Origin of the sequence: Priestia koreensis, from assembly GCF_001274935.1 — a bacterium.
Taxonomy (GTDB): Bacteria; Bacillota; Bacilli; order Bacillales; family Bacillaceae_H; genus Bacillus_AG; species Bacillus_AG koreensis.
The window spans coordinates 91,586-117,198 of record NZ_LILC01000007.1; the positions used below are offsets into that span (position 1 = coordinate 91,586).

Here is a 25,613-nt window from a genome sequence, read left to right on the forward strand (position 1 = left end):
CTATCTTTATTTTGCTCATACCCCATAACACCAATGATTCACACAAAAAATGGACAGCAGAAAAAGCAGCTACCCATTTCTATTTCCGCTTAATTATGTGATGGTCTTTTGAACACAAAAAACATAATTAAAACCGCCATTAATAACGCAGGAATCGCATAAAGCTGACCAACAAATAACTTCCAACCAATCGTGTTATAACCATCAGACGCAGGTAAGAAGATCGTAAGCAAACAAACAGCTAAATAGACGAACAGTGGTGGAATGATCTTTTTCACTATTCTTTTCCCTCCTTTTCTTCTGTTAGTATATCGCTTTTTGTAAAAATATTCCATAAAATTCCAATGTATTTTAGAGAAAGAAAAAGCAAACGATCGTCTCATAAAGAGGAGATCGTTTGCTTTTTTGTTTTTTAATCATTCTATTTTGAGAAAGACGGTTCAAATAGTGCCCCTTATTTTTAAATCATAATCCTGAGAGATCGTCCCAAATATAGGCTTCATCTTCTACGGCCAATCCTCCAAATTCACTTTCTCGATGAGCATAATGAGTTGCTCCAAGACGTTTGTAGAAGCCGCGACCAGCTTCATTCTTTTTCATGACCCAGACGAGCATAGACGACATTTGTTCGTTGCGAAGATATTTAGCTACCGCCGACACTAGTCGTCGACCTGCTCCTAATCCTTGCGCTTTCGGTAAAAGGTAAAGGGCATATAACTCGCCTGTTTGATCATTTTGGCTCATCATTTGTGTTGCAGCAAAGCCAACGATTTCATCGATCTCATTAACGGCTACAAAAATAGCGGACTTGTGCTCGAATTCAGCCATGAATTGACCCCATTTTGTCTCCGCCTCTTCATAAGAAAGGCTATGTAAATACTCATCTGGTACTAGTCCTTTGTAAGTCGTTTTCCACGTATCAATGTAAATAGCGGAAACAGCTTTTATGTCTTCACTAGTTGCTTTTCGTATGTTCATTTTTATCACTCCTGTTGTATTAAACTATCTTATTCTCGTTAGTGACGTCAAATCAAGCTTCTTTAATTCTTCAGGTGTTTACGAAAACTATTCCTTTGTATCCACAGATAAACCTCTCTCCTCAAAAACTTGTTTAGCAACCAACACAGCATTTAATACCCTTGGAAATCCTGTATAGGGAATGCAGTGAGTAATAGCTTCAACAATTTCATTAGGTGTCAAGCCAACATTAAGTGCTGCATGAATATGAACGATAAGCTGTGGTTCACATCCTCCTTGTGTCGTAAGCGAAGCAATTGTCACTAACTGCTTTTGCTGAAGGCTAATTCCTGTTCTTGTATAAATATCTCCAAAAGCAAATTCAATCACGTACTTTCCAATGTCAGGCGCAAGGTCTTTCAGTGATTCAATGACTCGTTTTCCGCCCTCCCCATCTACTTCCATTAGCTTGTTCCATCCATTTTCATATCGTTGATTCATCATTTTTATCTCTCCTAACGTTGTAGTGATGTGCTATGAATAAAATACTACGCTTTAGCGCGCGCTCTAAGGCAAGGGTTTTCGTCAAAAACATGGTATACTTTTCCTATGGAAAATTTATTCAGCATTCAACAACTTGCAGCTATAACAGAAATGTCTAGCCATACACTACGTTACTATGAAAAGATCGGCTTAATTCAGCACGTACAGCGAGATCAAAATGGGTATCGACAGTATTCAGAATTTGATCTCGCATGGGTACAATTTCTCCTTCGGTTACGTGCAACTGGAATGTCGATGATCAAGATGAAGGAGTTCTCTGATTTGAGGTACCAAGGAGATACTACGATTTCCTTAAGAAGAGAATTACTAGAGAAACACTATCAGGATACGTTAATGAACATGCGCGAACTACAAATAAATCTCAAAAAAATGGAAGAGAAAATCGCACATTACAGGGCACTAGAGAATTCCCATCTGGAACTTTTATAAAATGATAATGAAAGAGACCGATGAATTGGAAAGGAACCACCATCATGAAATTCAATACGCTAATACCTGAGCTATCCGTTTCAAACATTCATGCATCCAAAGAATTCTACTTAGGAGTAATCGGATTTCAGCTTGAATACGAACGTGAGGGGGATCGTTTTGCGTTTATCTCGTTGGACGGCGCACAAATGATGATTGAAGAATGCAATGGCCACTGGGAAACAGGCGAACTGGTTCACCCTTATGGTCGTGGGATTAATTTTCAAATTTCCGTCACCAACATAGAAGCTCTTTTCTCACGTATACAGAAGCATAATGTTCCTCTTTTTCGGGATATGATGGTCAATACGTACAGTGGCTACACTAAAAGGGAGTTCATCCTTCAAGACCCAGACGGTTACTTACTACGCTTTTCAGAAGATTGTTGATACATATACAAAAAACAGCGACCACATCAAGTGATCGCTGCTTTTTCACGTACTATTTACTGTCTTCCTTCGGCTCAATCCAAACGGCCGAAACGCTTCCGGCATCGCTTTGATCAACAACATACGAGCCGATTCCGTAGCGGTCGTTTACCCGCATTGAAGACGGATCAATCTGTTCAATGTGATGCTTATCTGTTACAAGGTAATACCATTCGTTACCGGTAATAAATTCAAATCCGACGACTTTATGAGGATTTGCTTTTAGTTCTTTTACCATGACAAGACCTCGTCTTGCGCGTGAGGAACGTTCAAAGTCTGTGATGGAAAGCTTTTTCACCGCTCCTCGTTGTGTAGCCATCACGAGCTTCGGCTGCATGCCTTCTTCAAAGACTTTACCTGCTACGACGTAATCATCATCTTTTAAGTTAATTCCTTTTACACCTGAGGCACGAGGCCCAACAATACTTACTTCTTCTTCCGGGAACCATAGTCCGTACCCGTCATGAGTAGCAAGGAACACATCTTGCTGACCATCGGTTAAATGAACGTCAACCACTTCATCATCGCCTTTTACATTAACCCCAACGAGCGCTCTCGAGCGGCGCTGTGCTTTGTAATGAGCTAATTCTGTTTTCTTCACCATACCATTCTTCGTCACAAACAATAAAAACTTCGGTTCTTCAAAATCATGAATCGGGATTGCTTTAACGACTTCTTCTTTTTTATCAATCGGAATAATGTTCGTCACGTGCTGCCCCATGTCCTTCCAGCGAATATCTGGGAGTTCATGAATTGGCATATATAAGTAATTTCCTTTGTTTGTGAAGAGTAGCATCGTATCGGTTGTGTTCAATCCTTGCTTTAGAAGGAAGCGGTCCGTATCCTTCATTCCAAAATCTTGTCCGTTTGAAGCAGCGTATGATCGAAGGCTCGTGCGTTTTACGTAGCCATCTTTCGTTACCGTCACCATCACGTCTTCAGACGGAATCATCACTTCAAGATTAATTTTAATTTCTTCAATCTTTTCTTCAATGACCGTACGGCGCTCATCATTGTACGTTTTCTTCACTTTTCGAAGATCGGTTTTAATGACGTTAAACAGTTTCTTTTCGCTATGTAAAATGGATTCAAGCTCTGCGATACGCGCATGTAGAGCTTCATCTTCTTCACGAAGCGCTGTAATATCCGTATTGGTTAAACGGTAAAGCTGTAAGGATACAATCGCTTCTGACTGTGCTTCTGTAAAGCCATACTCGTTCATTAAGTTTTGCTTCGCGTCGCGCTTATCTTTTGAAGAGCGAATCGTTGCGATCACTTCATCTAAAATTGATAAAGCTTTCATAAGCCCTTCTACGATATGAGCGCGCTCTTGTGCTTTTTTCAGCTCGTATTTTGAGCGATTAGTGACAACCTCACGCTGATGCTCAATGTAGGCGTCTAAAATATTTAACAGGCTCATTAATTTCGGGCGTTTATGGTAAATGGCCACCATATTGAAGTTGTAAGGTACTTGTAGATCGGTATTTTTGTACAAGTAGTTTAAGACGCCGTTTGCATCCGTTTCTTTTTTTAGTTCTACGACAATGCGTAGTCCTGTACGGTCCGTTTCATCGCGCACTTCAGCAATACCGTCAACTTTGCGGTCAATACGGAGTTCATCCATTTTTTTCACAAGGTTTGCCTTGTTTACTTCAAATGGAATTTCCGTAATCACGATTTGCTGTTTGCCACCGCGAAGATCTTCAATGCTTGCCTTTCCGCGAATGACGATTTTCCCTTTACCTGTTTCGTAAGCCTTTTTAATACCGTCAACACCTTGAATGATCCCACCTGTTGGGAAATCAGGACCTTTTAGTACTGTCATAAGCTCATCGACTGTGCTTGTCGGGTTATCGATACGCATGATCGCTGCATCAATTACTTCCCCTAATTGGTGAGGCGGAAGCTCTGTTGCATACCCTGCTGAAATCCCTGTTGACCCATTCACAAGAAGGTTCGGGAACATAGCAGGTAGGACCGTTGGTTCACTGCTTGTATCATCAAAGTTTGGGATAAATTCAACCGTGCGCTTATCGATATCACGAAGCAGTTCTGATGCAATCGACGACAAGCGTGCTTCTGTATAACGCATCGCTGCAGGTGGATCACCGTCAATGCTTCCGTTATTTCCGTGCATCTCTACTAGATAGTTTCGTACTTTCCAGTCTTGACTCATACGAACCATCGCGTCATAAACGGAACTATCACCATGTGGATGATAGTTCCCGATTACGTTCCCGACGGTTTTCGCTGATTTTCGGAATCCTTTTTCCGACGTATTTCCTTCCGCATGCATCGCGTATAAAATACGACGCTGTACGGGTTTTAGCCCATCACGTGCATCAGGTAGGGCACGTTCTTGAATGATGTACTTACTATATCGTCCAAAGCGGTCGCCAAGTACATCTTCAAGCGGTAAATCTAAAAATCGTTCTGTTGGTTGGCTCATGTATTATTCCTCCTCTGCGACCGTTACGTTTTCGTTGTCTAAAATATTCGGATCGTCCTCTAAACCAAAGGCGACGTTGTTTTCAATCCATTTACGACGTGGCTCTACTTTGTCACCCATTAATGTTGTTACGCGGCGCTCTGCGCGTGCTGCATCGTCAATACGAACGCGAATGAGGGTACGAGTATCTGGATTCATTGTCGTTTCCCAAAGCTGATCGGCATTCATCTCACCAAGTCCTTTGTAGCGCTGAATCATATAGCCTTTTCCGACTTTTTTGATTGCCCCGTCTAGCTCATCATCGTTCCATGCGTATTCAATCACTTCTTTTTTGCCTGTTCCTCTGCTTACTTTATAGAGAGGTGGTAGGGCAATAAATATACGACCCGCTTCAATAAGTGGTTTCATATAGCGATAGAAGAACGTAAGCAGTAGCACTTGAATGTGCGCTCCGTCCGTATCGGCATCGGTCATGATGACTACCTTGTCATAGTTAATATCATCTAAGTCAAAATCAGAGCCGACACCTGCGCCGATCGCATGAATGATCGTGTTGATTTCTTCGTTTTTAAAGATATCCTGAAGCTTCGCCTTTTCGGTATTAATAACCTTTCCGCGAAGTGGCAGAACCGCTTGGAAACGACGATCACGACCTTGTTTTGCTGAACCACCCGCTGAGTCACCCTCAACTAGGTATAGTTCATTTCGCTGTGGATTTCGTGACTGCGCTGGTGTTAGCTTTCCGCTGAGCACGGTTTCTTTGCGATTTTTCTTTTTCCCAGATCGAGCTTCTTCACGCGCTTTTCGTGCTGCTTCACGTGCTTGGGCGGCCTTAATGGCTTTTTTAACAAGCGCTGTACTAATATCAGGGTTTTCCTCTAAAAAGTAAGCCAGTTTCTCAGAGATAACCGCATCAACAGATGAACGAGCTTCACTCGTTCCAAGCTTTCCTTTTGTTTGTCCCTCAAACTGTAGCAATGCTTCAGGAATACGAACCGAAACAATAGCCGCAAAGCCTTCTCGAATATCGTTCCCTTCTAAGTTTTTGTCTTTCTCTCTCAAAAGGTTCACTTTTCGTGCGTATTCGTTAAAGACGCGTGTGACAGCAGCCTTCGCTCCTGCTTCGTGCGTTCCGCCGTCTTTTGTGCGGACGTTGTTGACGAACGATAAGATATTTTCAGAGAATCCATCATTAAACTGAAATGAGAACTCCACTTCAATATCGTTTTGCACTCCTTCAAAGAACAGAACAGGATGAAGAACGTCTTTTTCTTCATTTAAATATTCAACAAATGCTTGAATTCCATTTTCATAGTGAAAAACGTCTCGTTGATCATAGCGTTCATCAATAAGCTCAATTTTTAACCCTTTGAGCAGGAACGCGGACTCACGTAGACGTTCACTTAACGTATCGTAGTTAAATGCAACCGTGCTAAAAATGGTTGGGTCTGGTTTGAAGTGGGTCGTGGTGCCCGTTTTTCGTGTTTTCCCGATCTTTTCAAGAGTTGTGACCGCTTTTCCGCCGTTTTCAAAGCGCTGGCGATGAATAAACCCATCGCGGTAAATCGTTACCTCTAGCCACTCTGACAGAGCATTTACAACCGATGCCCCAACGCCGTGAAGTCCTCCACTTGTTTTGTAGCCGCCTTGCCCAAACTTTCCTCCGGCATGAAGAACGGTAAAAATAATTTCTGGTGTTGGTTTTCCTAGTTTATGCATTCCCGTCGGCATTCCGCGTCCTTTATCTTGTACGGAAAGGGAAAGATCTTTATGTATTGTTACGATAATTTCGTCACCAAATCCTCCAAGTGCTTCATCGACTGAGTTGTCGACGATTTCGTATACGAGATGGTGCAAACCGCGACTATCCGTACTCCCGATATACATACCAGGACGTTTACGAACAGCATCCAAGCCTTCTAAGACCTGAATCGCGTCTTCATTGTAGTCAAACTGTTGTTTCTTAGCCAACCATACATACCCCTTTCATTTCTAGAACATAAGAACATATGTTTCGATTTTAGCATAACCATTGGAAAAGTCAAATGAGTTATGTCCCTCAAAAGCCTATATGATAGGCTTTTTGTTCTTTTTTTGTATATTTTGTTCAAAAGATAGTCTAAGCATTATTGTAGCGATAAATAATGAATTCTAAAACCATTATTTACGAAAAAACGAAGAAAATCCTTGAAATATCAAGGATTTTCAAGCGTGAGCGTGATGATAGACTCATCAAAAGCCATTCTTTTCTAATCACTTGTGTTACTTTGTGAGGGCGTGTTCGACTTTAATGCAACGATCCATAACGACCGTATACCCTTTGTCCGTAAGCAAATTATAAGCTTCTTCGCTTACACATCCTAGCTGTGACCAAAAAATATCCGCATCAATTGTTAAAAATTCGTTCGCCACGTCCAGTAAGTGTTCTGAACGACGAAATACATTCACAATGTCAATGTGACCTTCAACTTCTTTTAGCGAAGCGACGGCTTTCACACCGAGCGCTGCTTCAATCGTTGGGTTAACAGGGATAATCTCATAGCCCGCTTTTTGCATGGCTTCTGAAACCATATAGGATGTTCGCGATGGATTGTCTGATAGCCCGACAACCGCAATCCGTTTGCTTTTTTTGAGTATCGCACCTAGCTCCTCACGACTTGGAATAGACATGGTCATGTTCATGACTCCCTTCACGTTTCGTCTCTCGCTTTACGAATGCCTGCTTCTCTATGTATAGCGCAAAAAATCAAAGGAAGCAAGCAGAAGCCTATATAGAAAAGGTCTTCTTTTGCTAAATTCCCCTCTTTTTTGCTAAAAAAACATGGAACAAAGTAGGTCAATCACAGTTAGTTTCCACGACAAATGATAATTTTCCTCTCTCTTTTGTAAATAAAATTCTGGATCGCGAGGTTTTAAGGGAAACGAAGTCAGTATACACTGATTGTAAGGCGTTTCGAAAAAACTTGTGGTTTTCCAACTTTCTTGATACGATTAGAGCCGGTTTATCCGGAGAAAAAGGAAAATTCGTGCATCACCACGAATTATTTACATAAACCACGCTACGTTTTTCTCGGTAGCATGGTAAAATGAGAAGGATTGAATATAAAGGAGCTTACGAACTATGGAATTTATTTTACCGATTCTTGCTTATTTAATCGGTTCTGTTCCTTTCGCCCTTGTGGTAGGGAAATTAGGATATGGCGTTGACATCCGCGAACACGGAAGCGGAAATTTAGGAGGAACGAATACCTTTCGTACATTAGGAGCCAAAGCAGGGCTCATGGTTACGATTGGTGACATTTTAAAGGGTACGCTTGCAACCGCTCTTCCTTTCTTGTTTGATGCAAATATTCACCCGTTATTTGTTGGATTATTTGCGGTCATTGGTCATGTTTATCCGATTTTTGCAAAATTTAAAGGTGGAAAAGCCGTTGCGACGTCTGGTGGAGTACTATTATTTTATAACCCAGTGATGTTTTTATTTTTGGTTTTATGCTTTTTCATCGCCTTATACATATCAAAATACGTTTCCTTATCGTCCATGATTACCGGTGTATTTTTGTTTGTTTACACGTTGTTTTTAGGAGATCTCGTGCTCATTATTGTCGCTGTATTTCTCGCCTTATTTGTCATTATCAAACACCGTGCTAACATTCAGCGGATCATGAAAGGAACCGAGCCGAAAGTGACGTTTTTTAATAAACGAAAACGAACCTAAGAGATTGGATATCTTCCAATCTCTTTTTTTTGCCATTTAGTCGTGGCACAGCATGATCAGAGAGGTTACACTAGTAAATGAAGGAGGAATGAATATGGATATTGCTGCTTTATCCGTGAATATGAATCAAGCTTCATTACAGCAAAATGTTAGCATTGCCTTAATGAAAAAGACGATGAATATTGCACAAGTCAACGCACAGGCCATGAATCAACTTCTCATGCAGGCTGCTCCTGCTCCGCACCCTACATCAGGTCACCATATTGATGTAAAAGGATAACCCAAAAAGAGGTGAGAAAGAGACGAATGCGCTTCGTTTCTTTCCACCTCTTTTTTACTTTTCAAGCGTACGGAACGTTTGGGAGAGAATTTCGTTCCACTCCTCAACGCTTTTATCTTTTGATACCGGAATCGGTTCTCCGAAGATGACGGTTCGGCGCTTTCGCTTCAGCACGTCACGAAAACGATGTGGGCCGACATAAACAGCGGGAACAATCGGCACGCCTGCTCGCGAAGCGATCCGAACGGCTCCTTGTTTCAGAGAATCATCTTCAGCAGATCGTGTTCCGGACGGAAAGATGCCCACGACTTTTTGCTTTTTTAAAAGCTGAAGTGGAATCTTAACGGCACTTGGCCCTGGATTTTCACGATCTACCGGAAACACATGAAGACTCGTTAGCAGTTTATTAATCACTGACAGTCGGAACAGCTCTTTTTTGGCCATAAAATGAATCGGTACAGGATGAAGCGCAATGCCTAAACAGACGACATCATACCAGCTTTTATGCGTACATACAACGATAAAAGGTGTGTCTGTTGGAACCGCTTCTTTCTGATGAACCGTAAGCTTCCCCCCTACGATACGTAAAAATCCTTGCACGGTCTTTGCTGCAAATGTATACATAACTACTTTGTCTCCTTTAAATGCCATGTTAGTAGGTGTCCTGCATAGGTCAATCCCCCACCAAATCCGTACAGCAACACCGTATCCCCGTTTTGAAGTTTTCCTTCTTTTAACGCGATATCGAGCGCGAGCGGAATGGAAACCGCTGAGGTATTACCATGGTTCTCAACACTTGTGAGCGTTCGCTCTAGCGGAAATCCTGACTTTTCACAAATCGATTCAATCATTCGAAGATTTGCGCTATGAGGGACGAACCAGCTGATCTCCTCTTGCTTCATGCTTGCCCTCTTAAGCAATTCGTTCATTCCTTGAGGAACATTTCTCACAGCCCACTTGTATACTTCACGGCCATTTTGCACCATTTTTCCGTGGGAAATCAGGTTTTCTCCCTGCATGGTGGTCGATAAGTTTGTTCGGTAAATATGCTTACCTCCCTGTCCGTACGTTCCCGTATGCGAGCTTAAAAAACTTGGCCGTGAAGAATCATATTCTACTAACATAGCAGCCGCTCCGTCGCCAAACAGTACACATGTAGAACGATCGCTATAATCGGTTACTTTTGATAACGTTTCAGCTGCGATTACTAATACCTTTCGATGCAACCCTGACGTTACAAATCCATTAGCCATGTGAAGCGCATATGTAAAGCCCGCGCACGTAGCGTTCAGATCCATTGCACTTGCTTGCGGTATATTAAAATACTGCTGAATTTGGCAAGCAACGCTCGGAAACGCGTAGTCAGCGGTTGTCGTCGCCACCAGAATACAGTCCACCTCATGTATATTCGTTTCGTATCGCGCAAGCAGGTCTTCTATCGCTCTACAGGCAAGCATTGACGAGAATTCCATTTCTCCTGCTATTCTGCGCTCTTTCATTCCTGTTCGCTGTGTAATCCATTCATCGTTTGTATCGACCAGCTTTTCTAAATCGGCATTTGTCAACCGTCGTTCCGGTACGTATGTGCCCATTGCTGTTAATCTTGCGGTTGATTTCATTTTTATCCGCCCCTTTTTATGATCTGTTAATATATTTAGATATTAGTACTAGGTACTAATTATGTCAATATTTTTACAATCGTCATAAAAAAAGACCCTTTCTGCTACGAAAGAGTTTTTTTTTCTTATCGTTCCTTTAAAATGGATGACACGATGTATTTCGAGTCCCATTCCCCACGTGAAAAGGTAATGATCGGGTATTTTTTAGGAAAAAGAGACTGTTTGATTTCCTCTATTTTATAGCCCTCTTTGTTTAATTGAATGACTTTTTCTTGAACGCCTCTTAAATAATCAAGTTTATAGTGTAACTTCTTTTTTCCGTCTTTTATATAGCCCGCATGACAGCAAAACATTTCGCTAAAATCATGTTCTAGCACGTGCTCAATTGAACGAATAATGGTCGGAATACTTTCTTCTCGAAGCGCTACCTTCGTTTTTGGTGACACGTACAAATCACCTGAAAAGAGCTGTCCTGTGGATTCGTTTAAAAACGAAACGTGATCGGCCGCATGACCAGGCGTTGAGAGAACCCTCCAGTGAGCGTTTCTAGATGAGAAGGTTTCAGGCATATCTTGTGAAGAAAACGGGGGACGTTTTCCCCAAAAGAAACGGCGATAAAATGGATAGTTTGCTTTTTTCATGCAGTCGTTTTTGTAAAGCGGATTCATATATACCGGAATATTCTGTTCTGCACAATACAGCGCATTTCCCGTATGGTCTTCGTGATAGTGTGTAATCATTGTCATGTCTGGCTGGACATCATCAATGAACGGACGAAACACTTGCCTTAAGGAGTGTGAGCCCGTATCAATTAAGACTCCGTCTTGAAAAAAAGCAAAACAGTTAAGACGAACGCCAAACGCTTCATTTCGCCCTTCGCAATACTGAACATCGGACTGTTCTCCTCTTGATGAGTGTTGTTTCACAAACATAATAGATCCCCCTTTATTTGCTTACTCTTAGCTACTACTATATCATATGAATGGCTATTCATTCACTTTTATCTGAACGAGGCGCATGAAGTCATCTAACCGGCTCCTTTTTACGGTTCGTTAGCCACATAACAAGAAGCTGAGGAAGCAAATTCAAACAACTAATCAATAGCAGTACTTGATGGGGAGCAAATGGTTTGAAATAACCGTGGTCCCAACCATCTCCTAACGTTATATCCATTCTGTAGAGAAAGTACAACGAAATCATGGCTGACGCTAGATTACCAACCATAAACGGAATGATATTGTTAAATACTCGGCTTGAAACGGCCAGTATTGACGTACCTACAATCATAGTCAAATAGCCGATCATAGACGCGTTCGCCCAATCTTGGTACATCGACACATAACCGAATGGAAAACAGTATAAACAAATAATTAACAGATTTATTATAAACTTTCGCATCGTCTCTCTCCTTATTCAAAAAGTCCACTAATAGTGTAAATTTTCACTATTAGTGGACGATTTTCAACAAAAAACTGCTGGATAAACTAAAAATTTTTGCTTTAAATGTGCTAAGCATACGGTCATAAGAAAAAGGATGCGAAAATCGTTGAGATTTCGCATCCTTTTTTATAGTCCGCCATGTTGCATTCTGAAACATAACCTAGTATTTGAATTTAGCTCGCTTATTACTACAGCTGAATATTCTCTACTTCTTGTTTTAATTCATCTGTCCAAATCCAATCACTAATCTCCGCTGCATCCGTCACATGATAAGCTTTGCTTGCACCAATAATGGCTGATGTGACCGCTGGCTGATTCAGTACCCAGCTTAGCGCAAATTGAGAAAGACTGACTTCCTGCTGATCCGCTATTTTTTGATATTGCTTCACAAGCTCAAAATTCCGCTCTGTGAAATAGTTTTGAATAAGCTTTTCTCCTCTAGCTGCACGACTATCTGCTGGTACATCGCCCATGTGCTTGTACTTTCCTGACAGCATGCCTCTGGCCATTGGGCTATACGTTAACACTCCAACCCCTTCTGATTCACAAAATGGCAGAAGCTCTTGCTCGATTTCACGTGAAAGAAGATTGTATTGCGGTTGAACCGAAATGAATTTTTCTAGGTTCAGCCGTTCACTAATGCCATGGGATTTTGCAATTTGCCATGCGGCATAGTTTGAGCATCCGATATAACGAACCTTCCCTTGACGAACGAGATCATCTAACGCTCGAAGCGTCTCATCTAATGGAGTGTTCGGATCAAAAATATGTACCTGATATAAATCAATGTAATCCGTTTGTAGCCGTTTTAAGGACTGCTCTGCCTCACGCATAATGTGCGTACGAGAGAGACCGGACTGATTTTTCTTGTGGCCCATGCGGATACCAACCTTCGTCGCCAGTACCACGTCATCACGGCGCCCCTTCAGTGCACGACCGATAATCTCCTCTGATTCACCCGTCCCGTATGGAACCTCCGTGTCCTGACCTTTTCCATAATAGTTGGCGGTATCGATAAAGTTAATGCCTTGATCAATGGCTGTATCTAAAATATCCGCAGACGCTTTTTCATCAATCCAACGTCCGAATGCCATTGTTCCTAAGCAAAGATTTGATACTTGTAATCCTGTACGACCTAGCTGTTTATATTGCATCCTCATCACCTCATTGATTTTTTGTTAAGTATACCCTTAATTGGAAAGTCATCCAATTAATTCGCTCAGCTTATAAAAAACGAGGCGCTACTCACCAATAAAAGCTCCTACAATACGCCTGATTCTTACGTAGACAAAAAAATAACCACATCGCTCGTACGATGTGGTTGATGTATTATTTAGACTGTTTTTGTAGCTCCTGAAGTGCCACCACTTTTAAAGCCGCTAGTTCATCAGGCGATAGCCGTTGCTCTGCAAGCTGCATCAATTCTTGCTTTTCCTGCGGTGTAGCGCCTCCTTTTACTTTTTTCGCGGCATCAGCTAATTCAGAAGTCGAGAACTTTTTCATGACCGTCTTTACAGCATCTTCTTTTGTATGAAAAGGCAATTTACTTTTATCAACTTGACTAACTTCTTTTGCGAGCTGATCAATATTGGCATACTGCTTTGCTTTAGAAATTTGCTCATCTGTGAGCCATTCTTTTTGTGCAATTGCAACCACTTTATTCGATACATAGTTAAGCGCGACGCGATAGCCGCCGTATCCAATCGCTGCTAAAATAACAATGGTAATTAAAAACTTTTTCATCACTGTCCCACTTTCAATATAATGGTTTTTTGAGAAATATTTAGTGTACTCCATTATACAATAGGAATTGGGTGAAAGAAAAGCTATTCAACGTCAAGTGGAGACGAGAGGTGATCGTTGTATGTATCAATGTAAAGCATCCCGCTTGTACTTACGACCGCATAGTGAACGTCTGATAGCTCATATCCTCGTTTTCGAAGCTCCTGGTAAAGCCATGCCTCCGTATAAGGTGTTTCCCCTGTATTTTTACTAATAATTTCTCCGTTCATGACTAATTCCACGGGGAATTGCTGTGATGTTGGGGAAAGGAATGAGAGATCATGGCGCTTAACGGTTTGATAGGTGTTCTTTTTTAACACAGATAGTTTACCATCGTTTTCAATAAGAGCATAATCAACTTCCTGCAGATCAAAAATATCTTTCTGACGAAGCGCCTGACTCAGCATATCGAGCGTGTACCGAAGCTTTTTCATATTTTGCTCTAAAATCCTTCCGTGCTCAATAACCACAGTAGGTCTTCCAGTAATCCACCTTCTGAAGATTCTTCTCTTTGACGCAAGGAAAAACAGCAAATAAGCGATAAGACTAAGGGTAATGAAGGAGCCAATCATCGCCCAGACGTTCAGCTTGAGGTCAAAGGCAATATTAGCGGCAATTGAGCCAAGCATGATGGAAACCGCAAAGCTATGGTAAGTCGCCTGAGCACTAATCTGTTTTCCCATCATGGTAATAATAATCATGATTAACACGTAGGCGATACACGTCCGTCCAATACTAATGAGAATATCGTTCATACCGTCTCCTTTTGCTACTTTTTATCCATAGGGTTTCCACTGCTTATTATTTTTATAAATAAAATACCCCCCTCAGGAATTCCTGAGGGGGGTATTGTCAGCTCAGTTGTTTTTTCACTTGTTGAAGCGTTGGAAGTGCCGTCATTGCTCCTTTTACGGATGCAGCTAAGCCGCCAGATACACTTGCAAAACGTCCCATTTCAGCCGCTTCATGAATGGTTAGATGAGACAGCTCTTTTTTGTATTCGTTAAGATGATATAAAATACCAGACACAAACGCGTCTCCCGCACCTGTAGTGTCAACAGCTTGTACTTTCATCGCAGGAATGCGAATCGTTTCTTTTCCGACGAAGGCGTAACTTCCTTCACCTCCAAGCGTAATAAAGATCAGTGGAATATGATAAGATGCTAGCTTTTTTACGCCTGCTTCTACATCGGTTTCGCCCGTCAAAAACGTGAGCTCTTCTTCCGAAATTTTTAGCACATCCGCTTCAGGAAGCATTGATATAATCGCTTCACGAGCTTGTTTTTCGCTATCCCATAGATTTAAGCGAAGATTGGGATCATACGAAATCATCATGCCGCTTTCTTTCGCTTTTTTTACCGCAGCGATGGTGGCTGATTTCGCCGGCTCGCGAATCAAGGAAATGGAGCCAAGGTGGAGAATTTTATTCGTTTGAAACAGTTCATCAGACAGTTCCTGTTCACTTAAAAAGGTATCAGCGCTCGGCTGAATATAAAAGTCAAAGCTTCGTTCCCCGTTATCGGCGAGGGTTACAAAAACAGCCCCCGTACGTGCCTCATCTGTTAACGTCATCGCATCTGTGTGCACGCCGTAGTCCGTTAGCGTTTCTTTTAAAAAGGTTCCTAATACGTCGTTGCCAACTTTTCCAAGAAAATGAACAGGCACACCTAACCGTGCAGCACCGACAGCTACGTTAGCTGGTGCCCCTCCTGGACTTTTTTGATAGGTTGTATTTGATGCATCCATTGGAATAAAATCAATTAACGCTTCCCCTAGACTAATTACCCCGTTTTTCATAGCGGTCTCTCCTTTATCTCTCTGTCACTTCTAATGGTGCCATACTACTGTTTGTGTTTGCAAGAAGTAGTCACTAAAAAGACAGACCTCCTCAGGAAGTCTGTCTATCTATGAGCGCTTCTTCTACTTTCAAAATAAGCGCTAACTAACAAGACAACGGCTGTAATGATATGTAGGCACATGCCAAGCAGCGGAATCCACCCGAGACAAGATGTGATGATTCCTAAGATACTCCCGACTTTTCCATCACGATCTCTCACACAAAAGACTAGCGTAATGATATGTAAGATAGCCATCGGAAAGAGCGGCGCCCAGCCAGTCGATAGGATAATCGCCCCTCCTACAAAGGGAATGCCGAAGAATGCTTCAAGTCCACCCGAGACCCATTTTAATGCAGTCGATGTACGCATATTGCGTCCTCCCTTCTACTTCTATTCATATCCTATTATACCTCATTATTAAACCCGTTTCTTTTTATCATGTGCACGGAAAGTGGTTGTATTCCTAATAACGGTAGTTTTTCCATAATGATGGCACAATATGTGAACTTCTTATATAATGAGGTGAATGCTAAGCGGAAAGGAGAGCTAACAATGAAAATAACCTTAACACCCGAAGCCCTTGCATGGTTCAAAGATGATATGATCGTAGAGAAAGGTGATTACGTTCGTTTCTTCGTACGCTACGGAGGATGCAGCACTGTTCAAAAAGGCTTTTCTTTAGGCGTAGAAAAACAAAAACCAATTCAAATCGGCTCACAAATCGATGAAGACGGCATTATTTTTTATGTAGAAGAAGGAGACCTATGGTATTTTGACGGCCATGATTTAGAGGTTGATTTTAATAAAGAATATGATGAACCCGTGTTTAAGTACGAGTAACTCAAAACGGCAAAAGGCTCAGAATGATCCATCATTCTGAGCCTTTTCTATGCGCAACATCCCTCACCCTTAGTACCCTTCCTGTGCCTGCCCCACAAAAATGTGCCTACTTGTGAGTGTAAAAATCCCCTGGTACAGTAAAAGCACCGCTTCGTTTTTGATTTAAAAAGGCGGGTATACAACGAGTAGAAGAAGTTACCCTAAAGATATAACAAAACAGCTAAAGGAGTGTCAGAATATGAAAGCAGTTGGACTTTATCGTTATTTACCGATTGATCATCCAGAAAGTTTAGTAGACGTTGAGGTGGAAACACCACACGCCACAGGTCATGATCTGCTTGTACGCGTTCAAGCGGTGTCTGTAAACCCTGTCGATACGAAAGTACGTGCACCAAAAGATGAAGTGGAGAATGAACCGAAAATTTTAGGCTATGACGTAGCGGGAATTGTGGAAGCCGTTGGGCCTGATGTAACCCTATTTCAGCCTGGTGACGAAGTATATTACGCAGGAAGCATCACAAGACAAGGCGGAAACAGTGAGTTTCATTTAGTAGATGAGCGAATTGTAGGGAAAAAGCCTGGAAACTTGTCATTTGCAGAAGCAGCGGCGCTTCCACTTACAACATTAACCGCTTGGGAAGCGTTGTTTGATCGTTTAGAAATTCCGATTGAATCACCTGAAAACAAGGACAAAAGTATGTTAATTATTAGCGCAGCGGGCGGTGTAGGCTCCATTGCCACACAGCTTGCGAAAAAAGCAGGTCTAAACGTGATCGGAACAGCTTCACGTACTGAAACAAGTGATTGGGCAAAGCGTCACGGTGCCGATCACATTATTAATCACTACGAGCCGCTTGCTCCGCAGCTTAAAGAAATTGGATTTGAAACGGTTGATTACATCTTTTGCTTAAACGCAACAGACAAGCACTGGGATGGAATGGTTGAAGTCATTGCACCACAAGGAAAAATTTGCGGGATTGCCGAAACGAAAGATCCGCTTCCCCTTTCGGATCTTCAGCAAAAGAGCGCAACGTTCGTGTGGGAGTTTATGTTCACCCGGGCGATGTTCCAAACAAGTGATATGATTGAGCAACATCATATTTTAACAAACGTCAGTCAGCTCGTTGAAACAGGTTCCGTTGTGTCAACTGTTACAGAAACGCTATCACCCATTAATGCAGCTAATCTACGGAAGGCGCATCAAAAAGTAGAAGCTGGCGACATGATCGGAAAAATCGTCGTAGCCGATATGTAATAGAAAAAATGACGTGGATCCATTCATAAGATCCACGTCATTTTTAATGCTGATAAGCCGCTCTTTCACGTTTTTTAATTACTTTTCCTAATTGAAGGGAACCAAGAATCGATCCAGCGCTCAGAACGATAATCATTGATACGACCCCGCTCCATCCGAAATCATGGTAAAATAAGCCGCTGACGGTCCCGCCAATGCTAGAGCCGGTGTAGTAAAAAAACAAATACAGTGAGGATGCTTGTGCTTTGTCATGGGTAGCCGTTTTCCCCACCCAGCCGCTTGCAATAGAATGACCGGCAAAGAATCCAAAAGTGAAAATGGCAATGCCAATAATTTTAAGCGATAGATGCGTGTTTAGAGTAATACATACACCCGCAAGCATCAGCCCGAGCGATAGCTGAAGAACAATGCGTTTTCCGTATTTGTCCGCCATCATCCCCATCCACGTTGAGCTAAATGTACCGACCATATAGACGATAAAAATAAATCCGACCACCGTTTGACTTAATGAATAAGGTGGTTTTAGCAGTTGAAAACCAATGTAATTATACAGCGCCACAAAGCTTCCCATTAGTAAAAAGCCAATCGCAAATAAATACAAAAGCGCAGGCTCTTTTAAATGACTAACCAATGCGCCTGTGAGCTTTTTCGGTTTAAAGGCTTGAGCATTGAAGTTTTGAGATGATGGGAGAAGGCGCCAAAACACAAAGCTTGAAAGCAGGCTAATGATTCCTACGCCCATTAGCGCAACGTGCCAGTTAAAGAAATCTGTTAAGATACCGCTAATAATTCGCCCGGCCATTCCTCCAACGGAGTTTCCGCTGATGTAGAGTCCCATTGCCATCCCGAGACTTTTAGGGTCCACCTCTTCCCCTAGGTACGCCATCGCAACAGCCGGAAGTCCTGCAAGCGAAACGCCTTGAAGAATACGACCTCCCAATAATAAGTGGAAACTAGGTGTAAACGCGATAAGAACCGCTAAAATAGATGAGACAATAAGCGAAATGGTCATTACTTTTTTACGGCCGAACACCTCAGATAGTGATCCTGCCACTAGCATGCTGATGGCAAGGGCAATCGTTGTGGAGGATAAACTTAAACTAGAAGTAGCAGGAGAAATATGAAACTCCTCGGAAATTTCAGCAAGTAACGGTTGCGTTCCCCATAAGATCGCAAATGTGCTAAAGCCGCCCGCGAATAGTGATACGTTCATTTTTGTAAAAGCTGGGGTTCCCCGTTTAATATACGTCATACGGTTATGATACTCCTTTGTGTCACAAATTCAATGAATGCTTACTTCTATCATACGCTCCTTTATCAATAACTTCTAATCAGGATTTTTCATAACATTGATGCACAATGAGCATCAATTGTATTTTTCACGTCACTCACACAAAAAGACTGCCTAAAGCGAAAGAATCATTCGTTTCAGACAGCCCATCCATTTATTTTTTCACCTTAAATACAAGGAAATCCGCACAGCGTAAATCTTCACCGAACGAAGGGTATTTCATTAAGACTTCTTCCGATGGTTTCGGCTCCACCACTTCTTCAATGAGGAAGCCTGTTTGCACAAGTGCATTGATGTAACTAGTAAGCGTTCGATGAAAGAGGATCATTTTTTCCTCTTCTCCAATGCGTTGTTCATACGCCCCCTCATAGAAATAACGATCCGTTTTCCAATAGAGTTTTGCTCCCTCTTCTGTCTTTACCCACCCGCTATTTGGTGTAACAAAACACGGATGAAGAATGGAGAAGATAAAATACCCGTCCTTTTCTAACACACGATAAACTTCTTGAAATGCCTTCTCATAGTTGGCTAAATCTTGAATGACCATGTTTGAAACAACGAGTTGAAATTGGTCATTCTCTAAGAAATCCAGTTCTTCTAAGTTGCCATGATGATACCCAATCACTAGCTCGTTCGGTGTCCGGCTTTTAGCATGTTCAAGCATACGAGGTGAATAGTCGACTCCGGTAACAAGAGCACCCTGTCGAGCGAGTAAACGACTCAAATACCCTTCTCCACACCCTGCATCCAACAGCTTTTTCCTTGACACATCCCCTATTAGTGAAAAAAGCACTGGATTTAGCAAAGCTTCCTTATGTAAATCGCCCATTTCTCCGTGATTTCGTGCATATTCATCCGCAAAGCGATCCCACCTTGCTGCCGCTTCCGTCGTTCCGATGTTCATCGTATCATCCCCCTTTTAAAAGAAGGTAAATTATACCATAAAATTAACGAAAAGCTAATCCTTCTTTTAAGCGATCCATTAACTCATCATCCTTTACACTTTTTTACGTTTCTTTAACATTCACTCCATCTTTCCTTAACATCCGTCTTTTATCCTATAAAATGAAAGACGTCATATACAAGGAGTGTTTCAATCCATGTTTTTAAAAGAGCTATCTCGTAAGGGGCTTGTGACGGTTTTATACGATTTAAACGGCACTGTTCATACGTTAAAAGGTCGTGTTCATCAACTAAATTTACGCGATCAAGTCTTATCGTTAAAGGATGATCGAGAAAAGGTTTGGCCTATTCGCTTATCAGGCATTAAAGAAATCCATTCATAACACACATCCATGGGCAGCTCATTTACTGCTCATTTTTTGTGTGGTTTTTTATTACATAATTAATCCTTCTTAAGAAAAAAATGTATACTTTATGCTTTTTGTCATAGTAAAATAGTCTAGTTGCAATCATGTGAAAAAAGGAGCGAAATAACATTGAGGTATGCACGTACGACCTCTGATGACAAATCAGAGTCAACACGAAGAGTGAACATAGGAATTGCTACAAAGATTAATGTGATGACGATTAGTATCCTGCTGATCCTTTCCGTCATTATCAGTCTTGTAGTAGGAAGAGAAATTGAATCCGGCGTGGAGAAGTTTGCCACTGATAAAGCAAAAGGCGATTTGCATATGGCCTATGATTATGTTGATACAAAGTACCCTGGTGATTGGTCTAGTTCAAATGGAAAACTATACAAAGGCGATCAAGAAATGAATGGTCTGTTTGAACTCGTTGATCGTATCGGTAAAAATACAAATGATACCGTCACCATCTTCTCAAACGATACGCGAATCGCAACGAATGTAAGGATCGACGGGAAACGTGCAGTTGGCACTAAGGCTTCTCCTGAAGTCATTGACACCGTATTAAAACAGCAAAAGCCCTATTACGGACAAGCTGACGTTGCAGGTCATACGTATCAAACGGCTTACATGCCACTGACAGATGAAAACGGCGAGACGATCGGGATTTTTTATGTGGGTGCACCACAAAGCATTATTGATGAGATTTTATCTTCTTTCATGAGCGTCTTTTTACTCGTGTTAGTTGGGGTGATTATTCTTGTCCTTTTGATTGTTCTTTTCTTTACGAGAGGATTACGCCGTAGATTAAAAGCCATCTCTCATGCGCTTGATCGTGCTGGAAAAGGTGACTTTACGGCAGTTGTTCACGACCGAGGAAGCGATGAAATTCATGATCTTGTCACAAGCTACAACGAAATGCGGACAAAATCTCAATTTATGATTGAAGAAGTCCGTAAGGCGTCTGAATATGTTGCTGCAGCATCCGAGCAGCTTGCAGCTGGCGCAGAGCAAAGTAGTCACGTTACTGAACAAATTACGTCCGCGATCCAAGAAGTTTCACTCAATACCGAACAGCAAGCCTCTGGCATTCATGAAAGCAATGAATCGTTACGAAAGCTTTCTACACATATTGAAACGATGGAGGAATCAGCATCGATAATTTTACATGTAGGAGCAACGTCTTTAGCACAAGCACACAAAGGCGAAGAATACATGAAAAAAACTGCACTGCAAATGAGTGAAATTGAACACTCCGTGTCGATTAGTGAAGAAACGATTCAGCTATTAGGCGAAAAATCAAAGCGAATCGGTGAAATCACAAAGGTTATTACAGCGATCGCAGACCAAACGAACCTGCTGGCACTTAATGCAGCCATTGAGGCGGCTAGAGCCGGTGAACACGGAAAAGGATTTGCGGTTGTGGCGGACGAAGTACGTAAACTAGCCGAGCAATCGCAGTCTTCGGCCACACAAATCTCCACGCTGATCCAGGAAATTCAAGGCGACATGACACAGTCATCAAGCGCGGTGGATCAGGTAAAAGAAGATGTAAAAGCGGGTCTTCACCTTGTGAAGAATACGGAGGAAGGTTTTAGCCATATCCTTGGTGCAATGTACCAAGTAGAAAATCAAATGAAATCCTTTGTTGGTATTTCAACCAATATGGCAAGCGGCATTCAAGAAGTAACGACCACTGTCACAGACGTGTCAGATACATCGCAAAACACCTCCGGCCATGCGCAAAACGTCGCTGCTTCAGCAGAGGAGCAGCTCGCGTCTATGGAAGAAATAACGTCTGCTTCTCAATCCCTATCCGCCATGGCGATCCAGCTACAGCAGTTAATGGAGAAATTTAAGGTGTAACCTTACGTTGTACACGAAGACGAAAAAAGGTACACAAAAAGAGCATTGCGACTGGCCGTGCTCTTTTTTCTGTCATTCACGCCAATGAAACCCGTAAATGTAGTTGAATGAGGTAGATTGAATTAATTAACAATTATCCACATCTCATTCAAACAATCAATGATGGCTTTTCCTAGCGCGCTTTTTGGTAGAACGAGATCTTTTTGTTTATAAAGCCATGATTGAAAAAGGTCCAGAATGGGCCTACTTTTTTCCAGTCGCTACTCATATCGTTTTGTAGAGTCGCCATGTTTTAGCTTTCTTTCGATAGAATAGAGTTGGTTACAGAAATACAATCCTTCCCTCGCCTTCACCTTTTTTCCTGTTGTGAATCAGGTAATGCCCTTATGGTTTTACCGAACTTACGTCTGGCAAGTGCCCAACATCCCACCAGGGTGACATCCGGCACTTGATTGTAACCACTATATCCGTCCACTTGTAATTACCCTTGATCATAGCTTTGCATATGATATGCCTAACTTTGATTTTAGACTTTGTTCTCCCTGTTTATCTTGTAAAGTATAGAAGGTAGACAGATTAAAAAGTCTAAAAAGAGCATCTAATTAACTTTTAGCAAGTCTAAAAAGCTTTGATAGCAAGTCTCTTTGTAGTATTGATGGGAATTTATATCTTCGTTCATTAGCCATTGAATGAGCAATCCATCTATAATAGCTCGCATGGTTTTTGAAGTGTTTTCTATATTAATATTCTGTTCAAACACTCCTGTTTTCTGACCAGAAGTAATAATGTCAGATGTAATGCCCCAACAGTTTTGATAAAAATGATGATTAATTTTTCTGTATGTTTCATTTTGACCTGCCTGAGACAAGAAATCTAAATAAACTCTATAAAATTTTGCATTTTTCTCAGGAGCGACAAACACTGAGTTTACGTAAGCTTTTAATTTACCCAAGGGAGTAGACTCTGAATTCACTGATGCAAGCTCATAATTATAGATTTTATTTGTAAGCCACTCAAGGAGTTGAGATAAGGTATCTTCCTTATTTTTAAAATAATAATGGACGACTCCTTTACTAACTTCTGCATGATCAGCAATACTCTGTAAGGTAACCGAATTATAACCTTGTACTGACATAGCTTGGAAAGCTGCTCTTAATATTTGATTCTTTCTCTCTTCTGCTTTTTTCTTCATAATAAACCTCCAGCAAACTAAACCTACAAATTAGTATACATCATTTTTAAAAATTTGAACAAAAATTATTCTGACCGGTCAAAAAAAATTGACCGGTCAGAATAATAATGTATACTAGAAATAGTTTCAAAAAGGAGGAATCACGAAATGAAAGATCAATTTAAAGCGCTAGTGGTAGACAAATGTGATGATGAATTTTCAATAAATGTAAAAAATATTTCTCTAGATTTTTTGCCTAAGAGTGATGTCATAATCAAGGTACATTATTCGGGGATTAACTATAAAGATGGGCTAGCAGGTACTCCTGATGGTAAAATCGTAAGAAATTATCCATTTATACCAGGGGTAGATTTAGTGGGTATAGTCGTTTCTTCTAAGGACCCTCGCTTTCATGAAGGAGATGAAGTCATTGCAACAAGTTACGATATAGGTGTTTCCCACTTTGGTGGATACAGCGAATATGCCAGTATTCCAGGTGATTGGATTGTACCTTTACCTGAAAATTTGAGCCTTAAAGAAGCCATTGTAGTAGGAACTGCAGGCTTTACAGCAGCATTATCTATACAACGTCTAGAGGAGAATGGAGGATCGCCAGAAAAAGGGAAAGTTCTTGTGACAGGTGCAACAGGTGGAGTTGGCAGTTTTGCGGTCTCGTTTTTAAACTCTCTTGGTTATAAGGTAGAAGCTAGCACAGGGAAAGAATCAGAGTATGAGTATTTACGAAAACTCGGAGCTCATACGATTATTTCAAGGGATATGACGTATGGAGGAAAAGTTAAAGCTTTAGGGACACAAAAATGGGCTGCAGCCGTTGACCCTGTTGGTGGAGATCCTCTTTCCTCTGTTTTAAGCCAGATTCAATATGGAGGTTCAGTTGCTGTTAGTGGGCTAACAGCTGGGACAAAACTGTCCACTACTGTTTTTCCATTCATTTTAAGAGACGTCAATTTACTTGGAATTGACTCTGTATACTGCCCAATGGAAACACGTTTAAAAATATGGGAACGCATAGCAACAGATTTCAAGCCATCTAATTTTGAAGATTTTGTCTCACAAGAAATTAATTTAAATCAGCTTCCTGCTGTTCTTCCTAACATTTTAAAAGGGCATGTAAGAGGAAGAACGATTGTAAAATTAGTCTAACAAGAAAATTTATATTGAGATTTCTTACTATCAAAAATTAAGCACCGTAAAGGATTTTTAAAATATTTGAGAAATACCACCAAAAAAGCTAAGGGTTAAACTCTTAGTTTTTTTGGTGCCTATAAGCTGTTTTATGATCACTAAAATTTTATGTAATATAGAGATTAATAGTTATTTAGTACTCTAAATCCCATAACGCAAAGGTTCCATCCTCTAGTTCCACCACGTACTGTGCGATATGATCCATTACCTCCCCTCCAATCCTATTTGTTTGCTTCAATCGTTCGATCTTAATGACCTTCTCAAGCAATGAAAAAAGCTGGATCGGTTGAAATTACTACTAAAATTTTATGACTCTCGCAAAAGAGACATTAATTTGGCAAAAAGTAAATTTGTAATTTTCTGTATTACGATGTACTTACGAACCATTTTTAACTACAATGAAGATAGAAGCGATAATGAATTAAACATTAAATTTTAAAAAGAGGGTTTGGTGTGAAGAATCATGAATATTCATTATCCATCAATCACTATACATTAGAAAACATCAACAAGTTTATAGAGGGAATGTGCACTTACCAGATAACCACTTTCTCATTAAAGCACCGATTCAGGACGATTCATTTGGCGGTTTTATTTGCTCAACCAATACTTTAAAGTTCATGTTTATTAGTAGGAGGAACATATGATGGATGTTAGCCATGAGAAACAGCAGCTGAATCAACTTAAAAATTATGTTTTTGTGACGGTAGCGATTCTTTTTTTAATGGTTTTTATCGGTATTAGCCTCTTGTTTTTGTATTTTCCGATGATCGGGATATTAGACGTCGCATACACGGCACCTAAAATTGCGATTTTTTCTTTTTTAATCTCCGTAGCCTTTTCGTTTTTGACCATCAAAAATCTTTTTGGCAAGCTATTGTTAATTATTAACATAGTGGTGATGTTGTTTATGCTTTTGTACGGGGCATAGAATTCATACGTGTACAAATGAGTTGAACCCTTTCTTCCCCACGTGCTGTAGTGATCATTGCTTCTAAAATCACCTGTAAACGATAATTGATTACAGGTGATTTTTTTCATTTGTTATCCTTTTATCCGTTACCCTTCTTTATCGAACCGATCAGATAGAGCTTATTGACAGGAGACAGCAGTATACAATTCCCTTAGCTC

General features: G+C 41.0%; 28 protein-coding genes and 1 pseudogene. 10 read left to right on the forward strand and 19 right to left on the reverse strand.

The annotated features are described in order from the left end of the window. Window positions 1-89: 89 nt before the first annotated feature. From AMD01_RS05670 to AMD01_RS05680, 3 genes are all read right to left on the reverse strand, one after another. On the reverse strand, window positions 90-278 hold the full coding sequence (locus AMD01_RS05670; RefSeq protein ID WP_053400440.1) for a DUF4017 family protein: 189 nt from the start codon (window positions 276-278) through the stop codon (window positions 90-92). 187 nt (window positions 279-465) lie between these two features. Beyond that, a complete protein-coding gene (locus AMD01_RS05675) occupies window positions 466-978 on the reverse strand; it encodes a GNAT family N-acetyltransferase (RefSeq protein WP_053400441.1) in 513 nt (170 codons plus the stop codon). Window positions 979-1,065: 87 nt separating this feature from the next. Then, window positions 1,066-1,461, reverse strand: coding sequence for a carboxymuconolactone decarboxylase family protein (locus tag AMD01_RS05680; protein WP_245638896.1), 396 nt, complete (start codon window positions 1,459-1,461; stop codon window positions 1,066-1,068). Window positions 1,462-1,566: 105 nt separating this feature from the next. Here AMD01_RS05680 and AMD01_RS05685 point away from each other — a divergent pair, with 105 nt between their 5' ends. Next, on the forward strand, window positions 1,567-1,950 hold the full coding sequence (locus AMD01_RS05685; RefSeq protein WP_053400442.1) for a MerR family transcriptional regulator: 384 nt from the start codon (window positions 1,567-1,569) through the stop codon (window positions 1,948-1,950). Between the two features lie 44 nt (window positions 1,951-1,994). Further along, the gene (locus tag AMD01_RS05690; RefSeq protein ID WP_053400612.1) at window positions 1,995-2,378 is read left to right on the forward strand and encodes a bleomycin resistance protein; all 384 of its coding nucleotides are present in this window, start codon (window positions 1,995-1,997) and stop codon (window positions 2,376-2,378) included. A gap of 52 nt (window positions 2,379-2,430) precedes the next feature. Here AMD01_RS05690 and parC read toward each other — a convergent pair whose 3' ends face one another. From parC to AMD01_RS05705, 3 genes are all read right to left on the reverse strand, one after another. After that, the gene (gene parC / locus AMD01_RS05695; protein ID WP_053400443.1) at window positions 2,431-4,866 is read right to left on the reverse strand and encodes a DNA topoisomerase IV subunit A; all 2,436 of its coding nucleotides are present in this window, start codon (window positions 4,864-4,866) and stop codon (window positions 2,431-2,433) included. Between the two features lie 3 nt (window positions 4,867-4,869). Next, window positions 4,870-6,837, reverse strand: a complete 1,968-nt coding sequence (gene parE / locus AMD01_RS05700; protein WP_053400444.1) for a DNA topoisomerase IV subunit B — start codon at window positions 6,835-6,837, stop codon at window positions 4,870-4,872. Window positions 6,838-7,128: 291 nt separating this feature from the next. Next, window positions 7,129-7,542 (reverse strand): CoA-binding protein, encoded by a 414-nt coding sequence (locus tag AMD01_RS05705; protein ID WP_083446440.1) that lies wholly within the window; start codon window positions 7,540-7,542, stop codon window positions 7,129-7,131. 445 nt (window positions 7,543-7,987) lie between these two features. Here AMD01_RS05705 and plsY point away from each other — a divergent pair, with 445 nt between their 5' ends. Beyond that, window positions 7,988-8,584, forward strand: coding sequence for a glycerol-3-phosphate 1-O-acyltransferase PlsY (gene plsY, locus AMD01_RS05710; RefSeq protein WP_053400445.1), 597 nt, complete (start codon window positions 7,988-7,990; stop codon window positions 8,582-8,584). 94 nt (window positions 8,585-8,678) lie between these two features. Continuing rightward, window positions 8,679-8,864 carry a YjfB family protein gene (locus AMD01_RS05715; protein ID WP_053400446.1) on the forward strand — a complete coding sequence of 62 codons (186 nt, stop codon included), beginning with the start codon at window positions 8,679-8,681 and terminating at the stop codon, window positions 8,862-8,864. A 54-nt stretch (window positions 8,865-8,918) separates the two neighbouring features. Here AMD01_RS05715 and AMD01_RS05720 read toward each other — a convergent pair whose 3' ends face one another. The 9 genes from AMD01_RS05720 to AMD01_RS05760 all read right to left on the reverse strand — a co-directional run bounded on the left by AMD01_RS05720 (window position 8,919) and on the right by AMD01_RS05760 (window position 15,912). Next, the gene (locus tag AMD01_RS05720; protein WP_053400447.1) at window positions 8,919-9,488 is read right to left on the reverse strand and encodes a lysophospholipid acyltransferase family protein; all 570 of its coding nucleotides are present in this window, start codon (window positions 9,486-9,488) and stop codon (window positions 8,919-8,921) included. A gap of 2 nt (window positions 9,489-9,490) precedes the next feature. Then, on the reverse strand, window positions 9,491-10,483 hold the full coding sequence (locus AMD01_RS05725; RefSeq protein ID WP_053400448.1) for a ketoacyl-ACP synthase III: 993 nt from the start codon (window positions 10,481-10,483) through the stop codon (window positions 9,491-9,493). Between the two features lie 125 nt (window positions 10,484-10,608). After that, on the reverse strand, window positions 10,609-11,415 hold the full coding sequence (locus tag AMD01_RS05730) for an MBL fold metallo-hydrolase (RefSeq protein WP_053400449.1): 807 nt from the start codon (window positions 11,413-11,415) through the stop codon (window positions 10,609-10,611). 91 nt (window positions 11,416-11,506) lie between these two features. Beyond that, window positions 11,507-11,881, reverse strand: coding sequence for a hypothetical protein (locus tag AMD01_RS05735; protein ID WP_053400450.1), 375 nt, complete (start codon window positions 11,879-11,881; stop codon window positions 11,507-11,509). Between the two features lie 230 nt (window positions 11,882-12,111). Then, a complete protein-coding gene (locus tag AMD01_RS05740) occupies window positions 12,112-13,077 on the reverse strand; it encodes an aldo/keto reductase (protein ID WP_053400451.1) in 966 nt (321 codons plus the stop codon). A 175-nt stretch (window positions 13,078-13,252) separates the two neighbouring features. Next, window positions 13,253-13,666 (reverse strand): hypothetical protein, encoded by a 414-nt coding sequence (locus AMD01_RS05745; protein ID WP_053400452.1) that lies wholly within the window; start codon window positions 13,664-13,666, stop codon window positions 13,253-13,255. 83 nt (window positions 13,667-13,749) lie between these two features. Continuing rightward, a complete protein-coding gene (locus AMD01_RS05750; RefSeq protein WP_053400453.1) occupies window positions 13,750-14,460 on the reverse strand; it encodes a DUF421 domain-containing protein in 711 nt (236 codons plus the stop codon). A 97-nt stretch (window positions 14,461-14,557) separates the two neighbouring features. After that, on the reverse strand, window positions 14,558-15,502 hold the full coding sequence (locus tag AMD01_RS05755) for an aminoimidazole riboside kinase (RefSeq protein ID WP_053400454.1): 945 nt from the start codon (window positions 15,500-15,502) through the stop codon (window positions 14,558-14,560). 104 nt (window positions 15,503-15,606) lie between these two features. Further along, window positions 15,607-15,912: a hypothetical protein gene (locus AMD01_RS05760; protein ID WP_053400455.1), complete on the reverse strand. Its 306-nt coding sequence runs from the start codon at window positions 15,910-15,912 to the stop codon at window positions 15,607-15,609. Between the two features lie 183 nt (window positions 15,913-16,095). Here AMD01_RS05760 and AMD01_RS05765 point away from each other — a divergent pair, with 183 nt between their 5' ends. Both AMD01_RS05765 and AMD01_RS05770 read left to right on the forward strand, forming a co-directional pair. Continuing rightward, the gene (locus AMD01_RS05765) at window positions 16,096-16,383 is read left to right on the forward strand and encodes a HesB/YadR/YfhF family protein (protein ID WP_053400456.1); all 288 of its coding nucleotides are present in this window, start codon (window positions 16,096-16,098) and stop codon (window positions 16,381-16,383) included. Between the two features lie 238 nt (window positions 16,384-16,621). Further along, a complete protein-coding gene (locus AMD01_RS05770; protein ID WP_053400457.1) occupies window positions 16,622-17,638 on the forward strand; it encodes a zinc-binding alcohol dehydrogenase family protein in 1,017 nt (338 codons plus the stop codon). Window positions 17,639-17,681: 43 nt separating this feature from the next. Here AMD01_RS05770 and AMD01_RS05775 read toward each other — a convergent pair whose 3' ends face one another. Together AMD01_RS05775 and AMD01_RS05780 are read right to left on the reverse strand one after the other, a co-directional pair. Next, window positions 17,682-18,890, reverse strand: coding sequence for an MFS transporter (locus AMD01_RS05775; RefSeq protein WP_053400458.1), 1,209 nt, complete (start codon window positions 18,888-18,890; stop codon window positions 17,682-17,684). Window positions 18,891-19,083: 193 nt separating this feature from the next. After that, window positions 19,084-19,833 (reverse strand): class I SAM-dependent methyltransferase, encoded by a 750-nt coding sequence (locus AMD01_RS05780; protein WP_053400459.1) that lies wholly within the window; start codon window positions 19,831-19,833, stop codon window positions 19,084-19,086. 196 nt (window positions 19,834-20,029) lie between these two features. On the opposite strand from AMD01_RS05780, the gene AMD01_RS05785 reads away from it, so the two are divergent. Together AMD01_RS05785 and AMD01_RS05790 are read left to right on the forward strand one after the other, a co-directional pair. Next, on the forward strand, window positions 20,030-20,215 hold the full coding sequence (locus AMD01_RS05785; protein WP_053400460.1) for a hypothetical protein: 186 nt from the start codon (window positions 20,030-20,032) through the stop codon (window positions 20,213-20,215). A 153-nt stretch (window positions 20,216-20,368) separates the two neighbouring features. Further along, window positions 20,369-22,105 carry a methyl-accepting chemotaxis protein gene (locus AMD01_RS05790; protein ID WP_245638897.1) on the forward strand — a complete coding sequence of 579 codons (1,737 nt, stop codon included), beginning with the start codon at window positions 20,369-20,371 and terminating at the stop codon, window positions 22,103-22,105. Window positions 22,106-22,248: 143 nt separating this feature from the next. Here the strand turns inward: AMD01_RS05790 and AMD01_RS25055 are convergent. Continuing rightward, window positions 22,249-22,586 (reverse strand): annotated as a pseudogene (locus tag AMD01_RS25055) (IS66 family transposase); the annotation flags it as partial. Between the two features lie 117 nt (window positions 22,587-22,703). Continuing rightward, window positions 22,704-23,297 (reverse strand): TetR/AcrR family transcriptional regulator, encoded by a 594-nt coding sequence (locus AMD01_RS05795; RefSeq protein WP_053400461.1) that lies wholly within the window; start codon window positions 23,295-23,297, stop codon window positions 22,704-22,706. A gap of 147 nt (window positions 23,298-23,444) precedes the next feature. Between AMD01_RS05795 and AMD01_RS05800 the strand changes: the two genes are divergently transcribed. After that, window positions 23,445-24,440, forward strand: a complete 996-nt coding sequence (locus AMD01_RS05800; RefSeq protein ID WP_053400462.1) for an NADPH:quinone oxidoreductase family protein — start codon at window positions 23,445-23,447, stop codon at window positions 24,438-24,440. A gap of 685 nt (window positions 24,441-25,125) precedes the next feature. Further along, window positions 25,126-25,413 (forward strand): hypothetical protein, encoded by a 288-nt coding sequence (locus AMD01_RS05805; RefSeq protein WP_169775936.1) that lies wholly within the window; start codon window positions 25,126-25,128, stop codon window positions 25,411-25,413. The last annotated feature ends 200 nt before the right edge of the window (window positions 25,414-25,613 follow it).